This window comes from Shewanella sp. VB17, assembly GCF_013248905.1.
Classification (GTDB): domain Bacteria; phylum Pseudomonadota; class Gammaproteobacteria; order Enterobacterales; family Shewanellaceae; genus Shewanella.
Genome location: NZ_JABRVS010000001.1, coordinates 2,484,812 through 2,502,728, shown reverse-complemented (window position 1 = coordinate 2,502,728; position 17,917 = coordinate 2,484,812). Strand labels below are relative to the sequence as shown.

At 42.2% G+C, this 17,917-nt stretch carries 15 protein-coding genes; 8 read left to right on the top strand and 7 right to left on the bottom strand.

Features of this window, described 5'->3' with window-relative positions; all coding sequences use genetic code 11:
* The first annotated feature begins 182 nt into the window (after nucleotides 1-182).
* Together rne and HQQ94_RS10730 are read left to right on the top strand one after the other, a co-directional pair.
* Nucleotides 183-3,719: a ribonuclease E gene (gene rne, locus HQQ94_RS10735; RefSeq protein WP_173294409.1), complete on the top strand. Its 3,537-nt coding sequence runs from the start codon at nucleotides 183-185 to the stop codon at nucleotides 3,717-3,719.
* A 126-nt stretch (nucleotides 3,720-3,845) separates the two neighbouring features.
* Nucleotides 3,846-5,402, top strand: coding sequence for a SulP family inorganic anion transporter (locus tag HQQ94_RS10730; RefSeq protein WP_173294408.1), 1,557 nt, complete (start codon nucleotides 3,846-3,848; stop codon nucleotides 5,400-5,402).
* A 55-nt stretch (nucleotides 5,403-5,457) separates the two neighbouring features.
* Here HQQ94_RS10730 and HQQ94_RS10725 read toward each other — a convergent pair whose 3' ends face one another.
* Nucleotides 5,458-6,366: a bifunctional methionine sulfoxide reductase B/A protein gene (locus HQQ94_RS10725; RefSeq protein ID WP_173294407.1), complete on the bottom strand. Its 909-nt coding sequence runs from the start codon at nucleotides 6,364-6,366 to the stop codon at nucleotides 5,458-5,460.
* A 313-nt stretch (nucleotides 6,367-6,679) separates the two neighbouring features.
* Here HQQ94_RS10725 and HQQ94_RS10720 point away from each other — a divergent pair, with 313 nt between their 5' ends.
* On the top strand, nucleotides 6,680-7,522 hold the full coding sequence (locus HQQ94_RS10720) for an isopenicillin N synthase family oxygenase (protein WP_173294406.1): 843 nt from the start codon (nucleotides 6,680-6,682) through the stop codon (nucleotides 7,520-7,522).
* Between the two features lie 120 nt (nucleotides 7,523-7,642).
* Nucleotides 7,643-8,581 carry a ribosome biogenesis GTPase YlqF gene (gene ylqF, locus HQQ94_RS10715; protein ID WP_173294405.1) on the top strand — a complete coding sequence of 313 codons (939 nt, stop codon included), beginning with the start codon at nucleotides 7,643-7,645 and terminating at the stop codon, nucleotides 8,579-8,581.
* A 497-nt stretch (nucleotides 8,582-9,078) separates the two neighbouring features.
* On the opposite strand, the gene HQQ94_RS10710 is transcribed toward ylqF, so the two are convergent.
* The gene (locus tag HQQ94_RS10710) at nucleotides 9,079-9,258 is read right to left on the bottom strand and encodes a hypothetical protein (RefSeq protein WP_173294404.1); all 180 of its coding nucleotides are present in this window, start codon (nucleotides 9,256-9,258) and stop codon (nucleotides 9,079-9,081) included.
* Nucleotides 9,259-9,461: 203 nt separating this feature from the next.
* Between HQQ94_RS10710 and HQQ94_RS10705 the strand changes: the two genes are divergently transcribed.
* The gene (locus HQQ94_RS10705; RefSeq protein WP_173294403.1) at nucleotides 9,462-10,352 is read left to right on the top strand and encodes a site-specific integrase; all 891 of its coding nucleotides are present in this window, start codon (nucleotides 9,462-9,464) and stop codon (nucleotides 10,350-10,352) included.
* Entirely contained in the window at nucleotides 10,349-11,449 is a 1,101-nt protein-coding gene (locus tag HQQ94_RS10700; protein WP_173294402.1) for an IS91 family transposase, read from the top strand. Before HQQ94_RS10705 ends, HQQ94_RS10700 begins: the two co-directional genes overlap by 4 nt.
* Nucleotides 11,450-11,729: 280 nt before the next feature.
* Here HQQ94_RS10700 and HQQ94_RS10695 read toward each other — a convergent pair whose 3' ends face one another.
* From HQQ94_RS10695 to HQQ94_RS10680, 4 genes are all read right to left on the bottom strand, one after another.
* On the bottom strand, nucleotides 11,730-12,509 hold the full coding sequence (locus HQQ94_RS10695; RefSeq protein WP_173294401.1) for an alpha/beta fold hydrolase: 780 nt from the start codon (nucleotides 12,507-12,509) through the stop codon (nucleotides 11,730-11,732).
* Between the two features lie 111 nt (nucleotides 12,510-12,620).
* On the bottom strand, nucleotides 12,621-13,118 hold the full coding sequence (locus HQQ94_RS10690; protein ID WP_173294400.1) for a GNAT family N-acetyltransferase: 498 nt from the start codon (nucleotides 13,116-13,118) through the stop codon (nucleotides 12,621-12,623).
* A gap of 285 nt (nucleotides 13,119-13,403) precedes the next feature.
* On the bottom strand, nucleotides 13,404-13,649 hold the full coding sequence (locus HQQ94_RS10685) for a hypothetical protein (RefSeq protein ID WP_173294399.1): 246 nt from the start codon (nucleotides 13,647-13,649) through the stop codon (nucleotides 13,404-13,406).
* 448 nt (nucleotides 13,650-14,097) lie between these two features.
* Nucleotides 14,098-15,075: a transposase gene (locus HQQ94_RS10680; protein ID WP_173294398.1), complete on the bottom strand. Its 978-nt coding sequence runs from the start codon at nucleotides 15,073-15,075 to the stop codon at nucleotides 14,098-14,100.
* Between the two features lie 150 nt (nucleotides 15,076-15,225).
* On the opposite strand from HQQ94_RS10680, the gene HQQ94_RS10675 reads away from it, so the two are divergent.
* Entirely contained in the window at nucleotides 15,226-16,266 is a 1,041-nt protein-coding gene (locus HQQ94_RS10675) for an IS110 family transposase (RefSeq protein ID WP_173294397.1), read from the top strand.
* A gap of 567 nt (nucleotides 16,267-16,833) precedes the next feature.
* Here HQQ94_RS10675 and HQQ94_RS10670 read toward each other — a convergent pair.
* On the bottom strand, nucleotides 16,834-17,397 hold the full coding sequence (locus HQQ94_RS10670) for a dihydrofolate reductase family protein (protein ID WP_173294396.1): 564 nt from the start codon (nucleotides 17,395-17,397) through the stop codon (nucleotides 16,834-16,836).
* A gap of 359 nt (nucleotides 17,398-17,756) precedes the next feature.
* Between HQQ94_RS10670 and HQQ94_RS22855 the strand changes: the two genes are divergently transcribed.
* Nucleotides 17,757-17,888 carry a hypothetical protein gene (locus tag HQQ94_RS22855; protein WP_302051846.1) on the top strand — a complete coding sequence of 44 codons (132 nt, stop codon included), beginning with the start codon at nucleotides 17,757-17,759 and terminating at the stop codon, nucleotides 17,886-17,888.
* Nucleotides 17,889-17,917 lie beyond the last annotated feature (29 nt).

Here is a 17,917-nt window from a genome sequence, read left to right as displayed (position 1 = left end):
ACGAACCCCTTGTTTTTAAAAGTAAAAGACAAGCCATAAATGGATGCGACACGCAGAGAATGCGTCTTACAGAAATGCGCACCTTGCCTAGACACTTGCCGTGAGGCTCTGTTATGAATGCTAGGCCCGTAATGCAACGAAAAAATCATTTGATGACCCTATTTTAGAAGAATTACGTCATAATGAAACGGATGTTAATTAATGCAACTCAATCTGAAGAGTTGCGCGTTGCCCTTGTTGATGGGCAACAACTGTATGATCTTGATATTGAAAGTCCTGGTCATGAACAGAAGAAAGCCAATATTTACAAAGGTAAAATTACCCGAGTAGAACCCTCACTTGAAGCCGCGTTTGTTGATTACGGTGCAGACCGTCACGGCTTTTTACCACTAAAAGAAATTGCAAGAGAGTACTTTCCTAAAGGCTATTCTTTTCAAGGTCGCCCTAACATTAAAGAGGTGATCAAGGAAGGACAAGAAGTTGTTGTTCAGATAGATAAAGAAGAACGTGGCAACAAAGGTGCTGCGTTAACCACCTTTATCAGTCTTGCAGGTTCTTACTTAGTTCTGATGCCAAATAATCCTCGTGCAGGCGGTATATCTCGTCGCATTGAAGGTGACGAGCGCACAGAGTTAAAGACGGCATTATCCGAGCTTGAAGTCCCACATGGTATGGGCTTGATCGTACGTACTGCAGGTGTAGGTAAAGATTCTGCTGAGTTAAAATGGGATCTAAAAGTTCTAGAACATCACTGGACAGCGATTAAAGAAGCAGGAGAGAGTCGTGCCGCTCCTTTTCTGATCCACCAAGAAAGTAATGTAATAGTCAGAGCTATCCGTGATTATTTACGTCGTGATGTCGGTGAAGTGCTTGTCGATCACCCACGAATTTTTGAAGAAGCTAAACAACATGTTGCCCTAGTGCGTCCTGATTTTGTCGATCGCATTAAACAATATGAAGCCGAAGTGCCACTTTTCACACATTATCAAATAGAAACCCAAATAGAGTCGGCTTTTCAACGTGAAGTTCGCCTTCCGTCAGGGGGATCGATTGTGATCGATCCCACCGAAGCACTTACCTCTATCGATATTAACTCTGCCCGTGCAACTAAAGGCAGCGATATTGAAGAAACCGCACTCAATACGAATCTTGAAGCGGCTGATGAAATAGCCAGACAACTTCGCCTGCGTGATTTAGGCGGGCTTGTGGTGATTGATTTCATCGATATGACACCCGTGCGCCATCAACGTGAAGTTGAAAACAGAATGCGTGATGCCGTGCATCATGACAGAGCACGTGTTCAATTAGGTCGGATCTCTCGTTTCGGTCTAATGGAAATGTCTCGCCAACGTCTGCGACCTTCTCTTGAAGAATCAGCTGCTCACTTATGTCCACGCTGTCATGGCCAAGGTACAATTCGTGGTACTGAGTCATTAGCTCTGTCCATTTTGCGCCTTATGGAAGAAGAAGCAATTAAAGAAAACACATTACAAATAGAAGCAGTTGTACCTGTTGATGTTGCTGCCTTTCTTCTCAACGAAAAACGTAAAGCCATTCGGATCACTGAGCAGCGTCATGATGTTGAAATCTATGTTATCCCTGATCCCAACATGACAACACCGGATTACCGTGTATCACGTCACCGTAAAGATGATCAGATCCATGAATCAAGTTATAAGTTGCTTGGACAGCCTGAAACTGAACTTTATGAGCCTAGAAAATTAGAGCGTGCAGCCCCTCCTAAGCCTGTACTGACTGGTTTTTCTACCCCCATAAAAACAATTGCTGACATGTCTCCAAAAACCACTCAGGAAAAAGCGAAAAAGCCAGGTCTACTTGCTCAGTTTTTCTCTGCTATCGGTGCAATGTTTAAATCGGAAGAGAAAGAAGAGCCTAAAAAAGCTCAGAAATCAACAAACAGTAATCAAAACAAACATGCCCAACGTAATACTCGTCGCAATGACCGTCGTCCACGTGATGATAAAGAACAATCTAGCGATAAAAGAGAACGTACTTCTCATACTAAGGCAACGGACTCAAATAAAGAGATCTATGCTAAAAAGGACAAGGACGAGCAAACCAAGCGTCCGCCTCGTCAGAATAATAAAGCGAAACAAGCTATAGATAAGACTGACGAAACTGTCGAACAACCAAAACAAGAGGTCGCTAGAGAACGTCGCCAACGTCGTAACATGCGCCGTAAAGTACGCGTTGAAAATGAGCAAACTGACGTTGTTGCAACTTCTTCAACCAAACAAGAGATAGAATCAAAAACACATGATGAAAAACAAGCTCGTCCTAAGCGTCAGCCAAGAAAAGCCAAGCCGAAGACGCAGCAAGATGAGGTAACAGTAAAAGCCACTGAAAATCTTGACCAGATTGACGTGATAAAAACTGAATCAAGCCACATCAGTATAGAAACTCCGCAAACTGAACTGGCTCGTCCCGATATTGATGTGACAGCACAGGAGCTGGACATCAAGGACATAGCAGCAAAATCAGTAGATACTTCACCTCAAGAGGTTGATGAAGACAAAGAAGCGACTGAGTCTCGTGAAGGCCAACGTCGTAATCGTCGCAGTCCACGTCATCTTAGAGCTGCAGGGCAACGCCGTCGTAAAGATGAAGACACGACTGAAGCTTCTGGTGACAGGACACCCATTTTCATTCCAAATGAAACTGAAGTGAGAAACCAAGCCAATGAATCAACAGCTGCTTCAATTAAGGCGGTAGCACTAACTGAATCCTCTGTAAAAATAGGATCCACAGCGCCAACTAAGCCTGAAGTGTCAATGACAAATGTCGAGACGATACCGACTGACATTACGACCAAGCCTGACGCACCAGTGAAAGCAGAGTCAACTTCTGCAGCCATTGCGACCAAGCCTGACGCACCAGTGAAAGCAGAGTCAACTTCTGCAGCCATTGCGACCAAGCCTGACGCACCAGCCAAAGCAGCGACAACTTCTGCAGCCATCGCGACCAAGCCTGACGCACCAGTCAAAACAGCGACGACCTCTGCGGCCATTGCAACCAAGCCGGACGCGCCAGTCAAAGCAGCGACAACTTCTGCGGCAATTGCAACCAAGCCGAACGCACCAGTCAAAACAGCGACGACCTCTGCGGCCATTGCGACAAAACCGGACGCACCAGTCAAAGCAGCGACAACCTCTGCGACCATCGCGACAAAACCGGACGCACCAGTCAAAGCAGCGACAACCTCTGCGACCATCGCGATCAAACCGGACGCGCCTGTGAAAGTAGAGATGACCTCTGCCGCCATTGCGACCAAACCGGACGCGCCTGTGAAAGTAGAGATGACCTCTGCCGCCATTGCGACCAAACCGGACGCGCCTGTGAAAGTAGAGATGACCTCTGCCGCCATTGCGACCAAACCGGACGTGCCAGTGAAAGCAGTGACAAACTCTGCCGCCATTGCGACTAAACCTGACGCACCAGTGAAAGCAGCGGCTGTATCTGCAGCTCAACCTGTGTCCACTGTTGACCGCTCACCAGCACCAGAGCCGATGAAAGCTAAACCAGCTAACAAAAGTCGTTTTGGGACCATGGTGACATCTGATATGACTAAACCCGTGGTAGGGAACAGAGAAAATATTGCCACCCCAATGGGTCGTCAATATCAAGCCTCTGACAACGCTCAGCCAGTGAGAGTCACCAATAATACAAATACAGCAAATTCGGAAATGATTAAACCATAATCTATAGTTAACCTGTATAACTGAAAGCCATGCACTATTGCATGGCTTTTTCATTTAATTAACGTGGATAGTTTGTTAATATCCGCGACCGCTATTCAACCTAAATATAATTATAATAGAGGCTAAATGTTTGATCTTATTCGTCACAAAACAGCTAGTAGCAAAGCAGATCTGCTGTCGGGATTAACGGTTGCACTCGCACTCGTTCCTGAAGCTGTCGCCTTTGCTTTTGTCGCTGGAGTTGAACCTATGGTAGGTTTATACGCAGCATTTATCATGGGCTTAATCACCGCTCTAATTGGTGGGCGTCCAGGGATGATATCGGGTGCAACAGGTGCTATGGCTGTCGTCATGGTGGCACTTGTTGCCGAACACGGCGTGCAATATTTGTTCGCTGCAGTGGTCCTAGCAGGTCTCATTCAGATCACATTCGGCTTACTCAAATTAGGTAAGTTTATTCGCATTGTGCCATATCCTGTCATGATAGGTTTTGTCAATGGTTTAGCCATTGTGATATTTCTCGCTCAACTTGGTCAATTTAAACTGCCAGATCCTAATGGGATAATGATCTGGCTACCTACCGATCAATTAATGTTAATGCTTGGTTTAGTTGCATTAACCATGGCGATTATCCATTTTTTACCTAAATTGACCTCAGCCATCCCCTCTTCTCTTGCCGCTATCATTACGGTCACCTTATTGGTTGTGTTCTTAGACTTAGATACTCGTACTGTATTGGATTTTCTTAAGTCGATGAGCGGCGATGAGCATGCAACGATTGCAGGCAATTTACCGACCTTTTCGATTCCAGATGTTGCCTTTACATTAGACACCTTATACATTATTTTGCCATACTCTTTCGTTCTTGCCGCAGTTGGCTTAATCGAATCATTGTTAACCTTGACCGTTATCGATGAAATGACCAATAGCCGTGGTAAAGGTAACAAAGAATGCATAGGGCAAGGTGTTGGTAATATCACCAGTGGTTTCTTTGGTGCCATGGGAGGGTGTGCCATGATTGGCCAGTCCATGATTAACATCAACTCTGGTGGTCGTGGTCGTTTATCGGGTATTACTGCAGCACTCGCGCTACTTGCTTTTATCCTTTTTGGCTCGGCACTTATCGAAATGATCCCACTTGCCGCATTAGTGGGGGTGATGTTTATGGTGGTTCTGGGTACATTCGAATGGGCCAGCTTTAACGTCATGAGTAAGGTGCCTAAACACGACGCTTTTGTCATCATACTCGTCACCCTCGTGACCGTCTTCACCGATCTTGCCTTTGCTGTCTTTGTAGGTGTGATTGTGTCAGCGCTTGTCTTTGCATGGGAGCATGCAAAACACATCAATGTCGACATCACTGAAGATGATAATGGCTGGAAAGTCTACACACTAAATGGCCCGCTGTTCTTTGGCTCTGTGGCTGACTTTTTAGATTTATTTCAATCAGAGACCGATCCAGGTGATGTGATTGTTGATTTCAAAAACTCTCGTGTGTGTGATCATTCTGCTCTAGATGCGATTGATACCCTAGCAGAACGTTATGGATCCAGTGGGAAAAAATTACACCTTCGTCACCTCAGTAATGATTGTAAGAAATTACTCCACAAGGCGGGTGATCTTGTTGAAGTGAATGTTATTGAAGATCCTCACTATAAAATTGCCGATAACAAGCTTGATTAATCAGCTGCTACTTAAATAACAAACAAAAGCGAGTCATTGACTCGCTTTTTTAGTTTTAGTTTGCTTTTAATTTTTGCGAAAAAGCGTCTCTAAACTTCTCTATCTTAGGTTTTATCACCATTTGGCAATATGGTGCGTCACCATTTTGTGCAAAATAATTATGATGATAATTTTCTGCTGGATAAAATGTTTCAAACAAAGCAACTTCTGTCACAATCGGATCTGGCCACAATTGAGCTAAAGTCAGTTTCTCTATCATCTCATTAGCATTATCAATTTGTTGGCTAGTATGGCCGAATACCACAGAGCGATATTGAGTACCGCTATCGGCTCCTTGCCGATTCAATGTCGTGGGGTTGTGATTCATCCAAAATACTTCCAGTAAATCATTAAAACTTATCACATCAGGATTAAAGTGAATTTGCACCACTTCGGCATGACCCGTTAACCCTGTGCACACATCTTCATAATTAGCCGTATCGGGATCTGCACCACTATAACCAGACCGGACTTCATTTACCCCATTGAGTTCTGAAAAAATAGCTTCAATACACCAAAAGCACCCAGCTCCAAATGTGGCAAGTTGTTGACGGCTTTCAGCCTCCATACCCTCTAACGGCTGAAAACTCAATGACACAGAATTCACACAATGACGAATATTCTTCTCCGTGAGATATTCACCTTCAAAAACATGACCTAAATGTCCATCACACGCTGCACAGGTGATTTCAACTCTGCGCCCATCAATATCAGGGCTACGTTTTATCGCACCTGAAATTTCATCATCAAACGCTGGCCACCCACAATGGGCAATAAATTTACTCTCAGACAAATACAGCGGAGTATCACAACGCTTACACACGTAAACACCTTGAGCATCAAATTGATTGTATTCACCACTAAAAGGACGTTCTGTTCCTTTTTCTTCAATAACATAGCGCTCAAAATCAGTCAGTATTTTCATTATTTTAACCTATAGATTGTCATACAATGGTTCAGAAATATCCCCTGAAAAATTAACTCAAATTGTATTAATAAAAGAATAATAGATAATCCTCTCGTTTTATGCCGAGTATTGTGTCCCCAATCGTCAAATAAACAAAAAAATTAAAGCACACTGTTCTAACCCATGCAATTGTAAATATTACAATTAGTTACCATAATTTCACTATAAAACCAAAAGTGAAACAATAACAACATGATTATTATTAATACGTATTTGCCCCGCCGCTTTTGCCTCGTTACACTACCCCTAGTTTAATTATATGTGAGCAGATATGAAACTAAAAACAATAAACTACTTAGCACCGGACTGTGCAGAAAAGTTTGTCACATCACTACGAGAAACAGGCTTCGGTGTATTATGTAATCACCCTATCGACAAAGCATTAGTTGAGGCTATTTATGTCCAATGGCAAGCATTTTTCAACACTGAAGAAAAACGCAACTATTTATTTAAACCAGAAACACAAGATGGTTTTTTCCCTGCTGAAACATCTGAAACGGCAAAAGGTCATACGGTTAAGGATATTAAAGAGTATTACCACGTATATCCTTGGGGACGTATACCTGACTCTTTACGAGATAATATACTCACCTACTACGATAAAGCCAATGTATTAGCGCAAGAGTTACTGGGTTGGATTGAGACGTACGCACCTGATGACGTAAAAGCTAAGTTCTCGATGGCACTCCCTCAAATGATTGATAATAGTCAAAAAACCTTATTAAGAGTGCTTCACTACCCGCCGATGTCAGGCAATGAAGAAATGGGAGCTATCCGCGCTGCAGCTCATGAAGATATCAACTTAATCACAGTCTTACCTGCTGCAAATGAACCTGGATTACAAGTACAAACTCAACATGGCGCTTGGTTAGATGTCCCCAGTGACTTCGGCAGTATTATTATCAATATCGGCGATATGCTTCAAGAAGCTTCAGGTGGATATTACCCATCAACAAGTCATAGAGTGATCAACCCTGAAGGCAGCGATAAGACAAAATCACGTATCTCTTTGCCATTATTTTTACATCCAAATCCAGAAGTGGTGTTATCAGATAAATACACTGCCGACAGCTACCTAATGGAACGATTAAGAGAATTAGGGGTTGTAAGTTAACCTAAATTCAAATTATTTAGTCTCCCGTGAATAAAAAGCGTCAAATAGCGCTTTTTATTTGTTAAATTTTGCCTTAACAAGGTAAAATCTCCCCATTCAGTTGAGATACAGAGCGTTTACATGGCAATTCAGTGGTACCCGGGGCATATGCATAAGGCACGTAAAGAGATCGAAGAGGTGATGCCTCAAATCGATCTCGTTATTGAAGTCTTAGATGCAAGGATCCCTTATAGTAGTGAAAACCCTGTCGTGTCGACCCTACGAGATGGCAAGCCTTGTATAAAACTGCTCAATAAGTCTGATCTCGCCGATCCTAAAGTAACCCAAGATTGGATTGAATATTTAGAGCGAGAACAAGGTGTTAAGGCGATGGCAATCACAACCTTACACGCTGCGCAAGTCAGAAAAATTCCTGATCTTTGCCGTAAATTTGTGCCTGGGCGGGACAAGCTAGAAAAAGATATTCGTACCATGATAATGGGGATCCCCAACGTGGGTAAATCCACCATTATCAACACGCTTGCTGGTAGAACCATAGCAAAAACAGGCAATGAACCCGCAGTCACCAAAATTCAGCAGCGCATTAATCTCAAAAATGGCATTGTACTTTCTGATACTCCCGGTATTTTATGGCCCAAAGTCGACAATGAAAAAAGCAGTTATCGCCTCGCGATCACAGGTGCCATTAAAGACACTGCGATGGAGTATGAAGATGTCGCCATGTTTGCTGCCGAATTTTTTCTTCACGCGTATCCTGAAGCTATTGCTGAGCGCTATAAATTAACAACACTTCCGGCCACCGATATCGAGCTTTTAGAAGCCATTGGCCGTAAACGGGGCGCGCTTCGACCTGGTGGGCGTATCGACTTGCATAAAGTTTCAGAGCTTGTACTCCATGAATTTCGCTCTGGTAAAATAGGTCAACTTTCATTAGAAACACCCGAGATGGCTGAGATTGAAAAACAAGAAGTCGCCTTAAAACTGGCACAAAAAGAAGCCGAAAAACAGGCTAAAGAAGAAGCCGAAGCACTCAAACGCTCGGGTAAGCGCTATAAGTAACCTGAACGCATTATCCCAAATTCAGATCAGAATAAGGGCATTGAAATCAAGCTTGGAATAGACTTGAAATAGTCGCGGTGACTCAAACCATATAAATTTCAGCGCCGCTTTCTGCTGTGTCGGATAACAAGTTTCAAATCTCTTTTTGATTGGTTCATTGAGCTGGTTTGGTGTTTGATTGGCTTATTGATCACCAAAGTTTCATTGGTGTTTAACGCCTGTTCGGCGAGAACTGTGCGAACACTTCAGTGACACGGCGTGAATATATCCCTATAGCCTCTGCCGTGACTTCCCTGTCACGGAAGGTCACAGCCGGGTTCACACCTTTGTAAAAAAAAAGCATGGTTTCTTCGATTGAGCTTTTATGGTTGCTAACACGGTTTTGGACAAAAATGGGTTAATTTGTCGGATAACAAGTTTTAAATATCTTTTGGTTGGGTTCATTGGGCAGGTTTGGTGTTTGGTCGGCTTATTGATGACCAAAGTTTCAAATTTTATTAATCACCTGCCGTGGGCCTATGTGTAGACACTTCGGCGAGACGCTGTGAAGCCATCCATGGCCGCTTTACGGTTTCATCCTTGAAACCGAAACTCGCAGCCGTATCTACACCTTTGTTAAAAGCAAAGCCTTGTTTCTTCGATTGAGATTTTATGGTTGCTAACTCGATTATGGACATTTCCGAGTTAGACCATTAATTCTAATTCATGAGTTTCAGGTTAAATTTTCTATGGGTAACGCTGCATTCAGCGGTTTATCCGCTGAAATGCCTTGTTGAACGAAGCCGCTATGCGGCAGAAGAGATAACAAGCCTGTTTATCCTCATATCCTAGATACTTTCTAGTGGCGATCAGATTCGATCGCTAACCTAGGAGTATTATCATGACCACATCCGAACAACAACGCTTTGATTCTCTTTATAAACAACATCTTACCAACTTAACACTGCAAGGCAAGCGGCCTGCCACCATCGATGCGTATAGTCGAGCTGTACGACGCATTGCAGCCTACTTTGACGCTTGTCCCGATAACCTTACCACCGATGACTTGAAGCGCTATTTTGCTCAACTGATCGCATCACATTCATGGAGCACGGTTAAGCTTGACCGTAACGGCTTACAGTTTTTTTATCGCCATGTGCTCAACCAAAACTGGGAGTGGCTCAACATTGTTAAGCCTCCGCAAGTTCATCGCTTGCCAGATATTCTGACCCCAGCTGAAGTGGCTATTGTCATTAGCCTCACACGTCAGTTGCGATATCAGGTCTTCTTTCTGACCTTGTACAGTATGGGGTTGCGCCTCGGTGAGGCGATTTCATTGCAAATCGGTGATATTGATTCTGCATTGATGCAGGTGCATATTCGTGATGCGAAGGGCGGTAAAGATCGATTCGTTCCTTTACCTCAGCGAACCTTATTAGCGCTGAGGTATTACTGGCAAATTCATCGACATCCTCGTTATTTATTCCCAGGCAAAGACGATAAACCAGACTCATTGATAGATAAAGGGGGCATCCAAAAAGCGCTAAAATGTGTCATTCGTGAGTGCAACATTCATAAATCTATCAGTCCGCATAATCTACGTCACAGTTACGCGACTCATCTGCTTGAGCAAGGTCTTGATTTACGCTCAGTGCAAACATTACTCGGGCACAGTAGCCTTAACACAACTGCACGTTATACGAGACTCACTCAAATCACCCGCAAGAATACGGTAAAAGCGGTTAACGAACTTAGCGATGCTTTGGTGTTGAAGTGGGAGTGGGGGCTATGACGTTTATCGACATTTTACGCAACCATCTTGATGCGTTTAATCAGGCTTATGAGAAACAGATGACAAACGCAATGCGCCAAGCCATCAACGCCATGCTCAGTTGCCGCTCTAATACTGAGCGAACGAGTCAATGGGCTTGTCAAAGCTGTTACCATCATGCTGACTTTCCATTGTCATGTGGTCATCGAAGTTGCCCACAATGCCAGCACAACACCACGACAGATTGGCTTGCAAAGCAGCAAGCTAAACTGTTGCCCGTTGAGTATTACATGGTGACTTTCACCTTGCCTTATGAGTTACGCGCCACTGCAAAGCATCAACCTGAGTTGATGTATCAAGCCATGTTCTCGGTGGCTGCCAGCGTGCTAAAAGACTTTGCTAAAAACTCAAAGCAACTCGGCGGTGATATTGGCTTTACAGGAGTACTGCATACTCACAACAGGCGGCGTGATCTGCATCCGCATATTCACTTTATTATTCCAGCAGGTAGCTTCGATAAAGATAAAAAGCAGTGGCACAAGGGCAAAGGCAAATACCTGTTTAACAATTTTAATCTCGCCAAAGTATGGAGAGCACGATTGCTGAAAAAACTAACCAGTGAGCTGGGTGGCAAGCTTCCTGAAGCCATCCCCAAGAAATGGGTTGTCGACTGTCAACATGCTGGCAAAGGGCTACCTGCACTCAAGTATCTGTCGAGATATCTTTATCGAGGCGTACTGCCCGATAAAAACATTATCAGCGACATCGATGGGCAAGTCAGTTTTGAGTATCAAGATAGCCAAACTAAAGCCACTGAAATACACACACTCCCCGCAGTGAAGTTTCTGTACTTAGTATTGCAACATGTTTTGCCAAAGGGCTTACGACGAGTCAGAGACTATGGGTTATTGAGAGGGAGTGCTGCCAAGCTGCGGCAACGCATACGTTTGATGCTAGCGGTGGCAGGAACAGTGTTTGCGCCGCTCGAAAAAACAACCAAGACCCGTGCTATACGACCTTGCCCCTGCTGCCATAAGCCAATGAGTTTTCTCAGGGTCCATACTCGACTGACAAGCTTTATTAGCCAACATTTAATGCAACCTAACGCCACTGTTTAAGCGGAAGGTTTATAAAACTAAGAGTTAAAATACAGAGCAAAATAAATATGAGGAGGTGATCCCCTTAAAGTGGTTAAGGCATTGATATTAATGTAAAATAATTAGCTGTCGATGCTAATGGATCGCTATGAGTTACAAAAAGTACTACTGCTCAGCACATACCTAAAAAGCGTAAGATCTTACGCTGATATTTACTATATAAAGGTATCACTTCCAACATGCTCGGGCTTGTTCAACACTTGGGATAAGGACGCGGCTGCGCGCGGCCTATCCTAATCTGTTAGCCCTTTTTTCCCAGTAAATCAATTAGTAAACTCGAAAACTTTTCTGGATTTTCTTGAGGTAACATGTGAGATTCATTTTCAATAACCACCAATTTTGAGTGTCTTGAAGCTCGTGCATCACTCTGTGTGGCCAGCTTAAATAAGTCTCGTGTTTTATCGCCATGCCCAAATATTAATGAAAGATCAATATTAGATAGACTTTGGGCATCAATCGATGGATGTTCTTGCTGATTCAGTTGCAAAGGCAATGTATAAGCTTGCTTTAACTGTAAACTCTTCACCTCAGTTGGTTGCTTATCGAAGTAACCATTACAATTCCCAGAACCGTCAATCAATGATTCAACAGCTAAACTCAAATTCCCCTGATGTACATCATTAAAAACAGGCTCAAACATTGACTCTGCATCCGCAGCCCAAGTTTTCATTTCATCTTCTTGAACACAACCGGGATATCCCAGCTCATACAAAAATACCTTAGACAATGGCAATTGAGACGTTGCTATCATGTTCAATACAACATCTGCACCATAAGACCAGCCAACAATATTCACGGGCTTATCTGAAACTAACTTTTTCACAAGCTCACATAGTTCTTGAGCGTGTGAGTTCAGACCAAAAATTAAGTTATCATCATTATCAAAATGACTTAAAGTCACTGAAACCACATCAAAATACTGAGACAAGGAATCTGTATGAGGGAGCCACATAGAACCATCTGTTAATGCTCCATGAACCAAGACTAAATATTCACCACTGCCTTTTTGGAAATATTTCACATGATATTCCTATTAAGGGCTAACGCCGCAATAAGCGGACTAAAATTGTTGGTTATAATGTGGAGCGAAGCGGAACCTAACCAACTGTTTTAGTTCCGTTTAATTGCCTTGTTAGGCTTGTAGACGCTTCTCCATCAGAAGGTCAATTATTGTTTCACCCTCAAACACCTCTGATTCAAAACCGTCACCGAAATCAAAACCTTGCTTTGAATAAAATTTAATGGCTGATTGATTACTATCAAGAACATATAAGCGAATCAGATCAATACATGCCAACTGAGCATCACTTTCCAGTTGCTTCATCAGTAAGCAACCGACACCTTTTCCATAAATGCTAGGGCAAAGGTAAAGTTTACTCAGATATAGAAAATTTACCTTTTCGCTATAAGATAAAAAACCTACAAGTTTATTATTTTCTTCTGCAATTATTACGGTTTCAGAGCCACTATCTAGGATGCTTAACCATTCGGTTTTTCTATCTTCGAGTGTATAACTATTAATATACCGCTCAGGCATTAATCCCTTAAAAGCAGACTTCCAGGATTGCACATGAATTAATGATATTTCCTGAATATCACTTAATCGAGCTTTTCTTACGTTAAATACCATACTCTACCTTCAAGCCTAACAATTAAGCATTTATCTCTTGTCGAAGCATGAGAGATAAATGTCCTGTTGGACTGAGCCGCCTGGCACAATCTATATGGTTTTTGTTTATTGAGTCATTTCAGTGACCGGAAGGATTTTAACCAAAAGGGTTTTATCAGTAGCTTCCTTACTCTATTTTGCTCAACGTTATCAAGCAAGTTTACCTTGTTAGGGGCTTTAGTCAAGACAAACGAAGCCTCTACTATCGCTTTTTTCAACGCATAATTAACCGTTTATATCATTCAACTAGATCGTTCGAAACTGCGCTAACTGTTTGTTAGGCAATATAATTCCTATCAAGACCATCCCTGCATGATGACAACTTGGACATTCAGGCCCTATTTCATCTTTTACGGTGTCTGTGATTACGTTTTCTGGCTTATCAACCGCTTTATCTAAGCTTTTCCTAATGAGGGTTAACGATTTACGTCTTATCGAATTAGCCATAAACCCGTAATAACGCAGCCGCATAAAGCCTTTAGCAAAAATCATAGCCAGCCATTGTTAATCAATAACATATCGACATTCCCGCGAGCCTTCAACGTTCTGCAAATATCAACTCATGAGAGGTAGGAATGTTAAGCTCATATAACCGAGTGCTCTTAACAAAATGAGGCTTTTTGTCATAAAAAATTGATTTTTAGACGTGGAATATCTGCTCTGTTGATAAACCGAGGAAGATTCTATTACAAAAGTCATAGCCAGCCATTGTTAATCAATAACATATCGACATCCCCGCGAGCCTTCAACGTTCTGCAAATATCAACTCATGAGAGGTAGGAATGTTAAGCTCATATAACAGAGTACTCTTAACAAAATGAGTTTTTTTGTCGTAAAAGTTGATTTTCAGGCAAGAAATATCTGCTCTGTTGATAAACTGAGGAAGATTTTATTGGGGGTATATTAGAGCTCTGTTGCACTAATTACGTAAATCCAGCACCTAGCCTACTTTCAGATACTCACAACTCGAGGAAAAATGCCGTCGTCTTTTATTTAAGTGTTCACAGTAACGACTTAGCTCTTGCAATGTTCCTACTGGTCCATGAAATAGATGCCCAAACTCTGTGGTGATTTTGAGCCAATTGTCAGCAGGAATGTTTAACCTTGTTAATATCTTATCTGCATTGGCCGAGATTGCTCCGCGTTTATCATCTCGAATAATACGGCCTGTTTCATCAATTAATTCAAGATAGTCTTTCAGCGCGAAGTTTATGCCTTTGGGTTGATTCAGCCTTTCATCCCCAATAAAGGGCAGTAATCTGGTGGGTTGCTTTCCATTGATTGCCGCCTTGACTCGCAATTGAAGGCTGGTGTAGTCTGAATTCTCAGGCGTATTGGCCATTTTAGCCCGAATCGGATTAAGCTCGACATAAGCCATACAGGCCAGCACTGCCGCTTCATCCAAAAGCGCTTGAGATTTAAACCGTCCTTCCCAGAAATGACCCGTGCAGTTATCTTCAAAGTTGGCTTGCCTAGCAATGGGCTCATTAAGACATCGCATAAACCAGCTAATATCACTCAGCCGTGAGCGGTAAGTCGCAATAAGATGTTTTAACTGACTCACTTGGTGCTCATCAATCACTTCACCTCGAGCAAATTTTTGTGTGAGTGCTGTGCCGTTAAAGCATTGATGCCATTGTTCTACCACTTCCCTATCTGACCAGACATTGGCTTTATCTAAATCGATATATAACACAATATGCAAATGATTACTCATCACGGCATAGGCAGCAACATCAATCGCAAACACGTCAGATAATTTAAGCATTTGCGCCTCTACCCAGCCGCGTCGATGGTCATAGTTTTTACCTGTGTACTTATCGTCACCACAGAGATATGCGCGGCGCACGACACGGCTACAACAATGATAATAAGGCGTATCTTCGATACTGATTAGCGTTCTTCTAGGCTGTGGCATAACTCACTCCAATGACATCACCATGATTAAATTTTAGTCACAGCGACAGAGAAGTGCAATTAACGATGGCTGATGAGATGGACGCTCCCTAATTCGGCGTCAATGCGCCAAACTGATATTGACCATTCAGTTACATAAGGAGCGTCCACTATGAAAGTTACCACTATTGCGATTGATCTTGCAAAGAATGTATTCCAAGTACTTGGAATGACTGCAGATGCTAAAAAAGTCTATAACAAACGGCTGAACAGAAATCAGCTTAAAGAGCTGCTATGCAACACGCCTGCTTGTACTGTGGTTATGGAGGCCTGTTATTCATCCCACTATTGGGGCCGTGTCGGTTTACAATTTGGTCATAACGTTAAGTTGATACCCGCTCAACATGTTACCCCATTTGTTCGCGGCAATAAAAATGACAGTAACGATGCATTAGCTATCTTTGAAGCAAGTTCAAGACCTAATATTCGTTTTGTGCCAATTAAGTCAGAGGCCCAGCAAGAGGTCTTGATGATGCACCGAATAAGAGACCGGTTAATCAAACAGCGTATCGCTTGTACCAATCAAATTCGAGGGTTATTGGTTGATTTTGGCTTTGTTTTCCCACAAGGTTTTACCGCTTTTGAACAAAACATCTGGGATATTATCAATGACAGTGAGCAGAGACCTTTACTCAGATATCTCCTCAACCAAGTTTATGATGAATACTTGCAAATAACTAAGCAACTCAAAGACCTCAATAAGTTGATAAAACAGAAGGTAGAGCAAACCGAAACAGGACCGATACTGCTCAGCATACCGGGTATTGGTCATGTAATAGCCTCCGCTTTTGAAGCTTGTATCGACAAAGGCCAGGCTTTTAATGGCCCTAAAGAACTCGCTGTCTGGCTTGGGCTAACACCGAGGCAATATGCCTCAGGAAATAAAAGCCAGATTTATGGTATTACTAAGCGTGGTGACAGCTATTTACGGAAACAACTCATCCACGGTGCGAGAACCGTTGTTAGTCATGCACACAAAAAAGATGACGCACTCAACCAATGGGTAACTCAATTAAAAGCGCGAATAGGTTTTAATAAGGCCACGGTAGCGACAGCACATAAACTGGCAAGGCTGATGTGGATATTATTAAAAAAACAAACACGTTATCAAGCACAAAGCGGCCAAACGGCAGAGATAATATCATGCGTCTGATAATGTTAATGGTATCGACTATCAAGCAAAGCTCGTTCAAGACAAGAGCCGATACTGAGCCCGACTGGGTGTAGTGAGCACTTGATAGTCACCTCTTAGAGAAGTGGTTAAATTGATGACAAAAGACTCAGTTCATCCTGCATAAACCCGTTAGAGACAAGGGTTAATAACCCGACTGGCTGTTCAAATACTTTTAGGTGTGTAGGTACGGAATTCATCAGGGGCGCATTTTCTCTAAAAAGAGAACGTGTTAAGCCCGTATATATGTCAGCACTATCGCTTAAAGCGAAAAGAGTCAGTCAATAAACACGTAACGAGAGGTCATAGTTAACAAAGAAACTAAGGTCAAAAATACCTTGGTTAGATGAGTATTACCTTGACTAACCGGGAGCGTCCATATATGTCTATTGATTCATTTGGCTAGATGAGTATTACCTTGACTAACCTGGAGCGTCCATATATTTCCCGACTTTCCTTATTACTATATAAAGGTATCGACTCCTACAGTCTCGGGCTTGTTCAACACTTGGGATTAGGACGCGGCTGCCCGCAGCCTCTCCTTATTTGTTATAAGTAATTCACACCATACTTAACTTGAACAAAGTCATTTGGAAATGCAATTGCCTCTGAGTTAATTAGCTTAATATTACTATTGATTTTACCAAAAAGTGCTATACCTCCACCTAAAATGATTGGAGCTTTTGTAATTATCATTTCATTAATGAGTTGAAGGTTAATGAAAGCCGTAATTGTTGTTCCACCGTCAATGTATGCATGTTTATATCCTTCAGTTTCAAGGTGACTTATTAACTTTGAGATATCGCCTGAATACATTTCAACTTGCCCGCGTAAATTTTCAGGTGGTTCATTGATAGAATGACTTAATACGTAAACCTTCATATCTCCATATGGCCATTGTTCAGGAGTTAAATTAAAACTAGAAATTGCATCCATACATTTTCTTCCCATGATCATACAGTCAACAGAGGCTACAAATTCATTAAAACCCATATCAAGGTTATCGCTCATATCCGCTTCCGAATTTCCTGCGGTATGTAGCCAATTTACATCACCTTCGGTTGTTGCAATATAACCATCTGCACTTGTTGCAATATATACAGAACATTTCATAGTAGATTCAACTCCAAATTAGAAATTACTTATAGCAATTTTATAGTGCGCGAATCGCGCATATTTCTGCCGATGCCACGCTCATATATAGTAAATCTATGTTTAACAAATAACTTAATGCATTGCCAACTATAATTTTTTATTGGTGCTGAAGATATTCAGAAAAGACAAAAGAGGCAGAATAAAGATGTGCCTGTCCTATCTTTTGTCTTATCTTTTGTTTCATCTTTTATTTCCCAAAAATTAAATCAAGAGCCAGCATCTCGCAGATCCTTGTTAAGCAAGGTGCACATAAGGTCGTTCATTCACATCCGTGTGATCACGACATTGGTACGTTTAACCTTCATGGATGAAAGAAAATGTCTAATGTATGTCTGGAACATGCAAGACGTGCACGGCACCCGCAGGAAGCGATTAATAAAAGTGAAGCGGCGACCTTCAATATTCTACCCAACACTGTACTGGCTTGCGTAACTCAATATCAAAGCTAAAATTACTCATAATTGTTTACAATATCGTC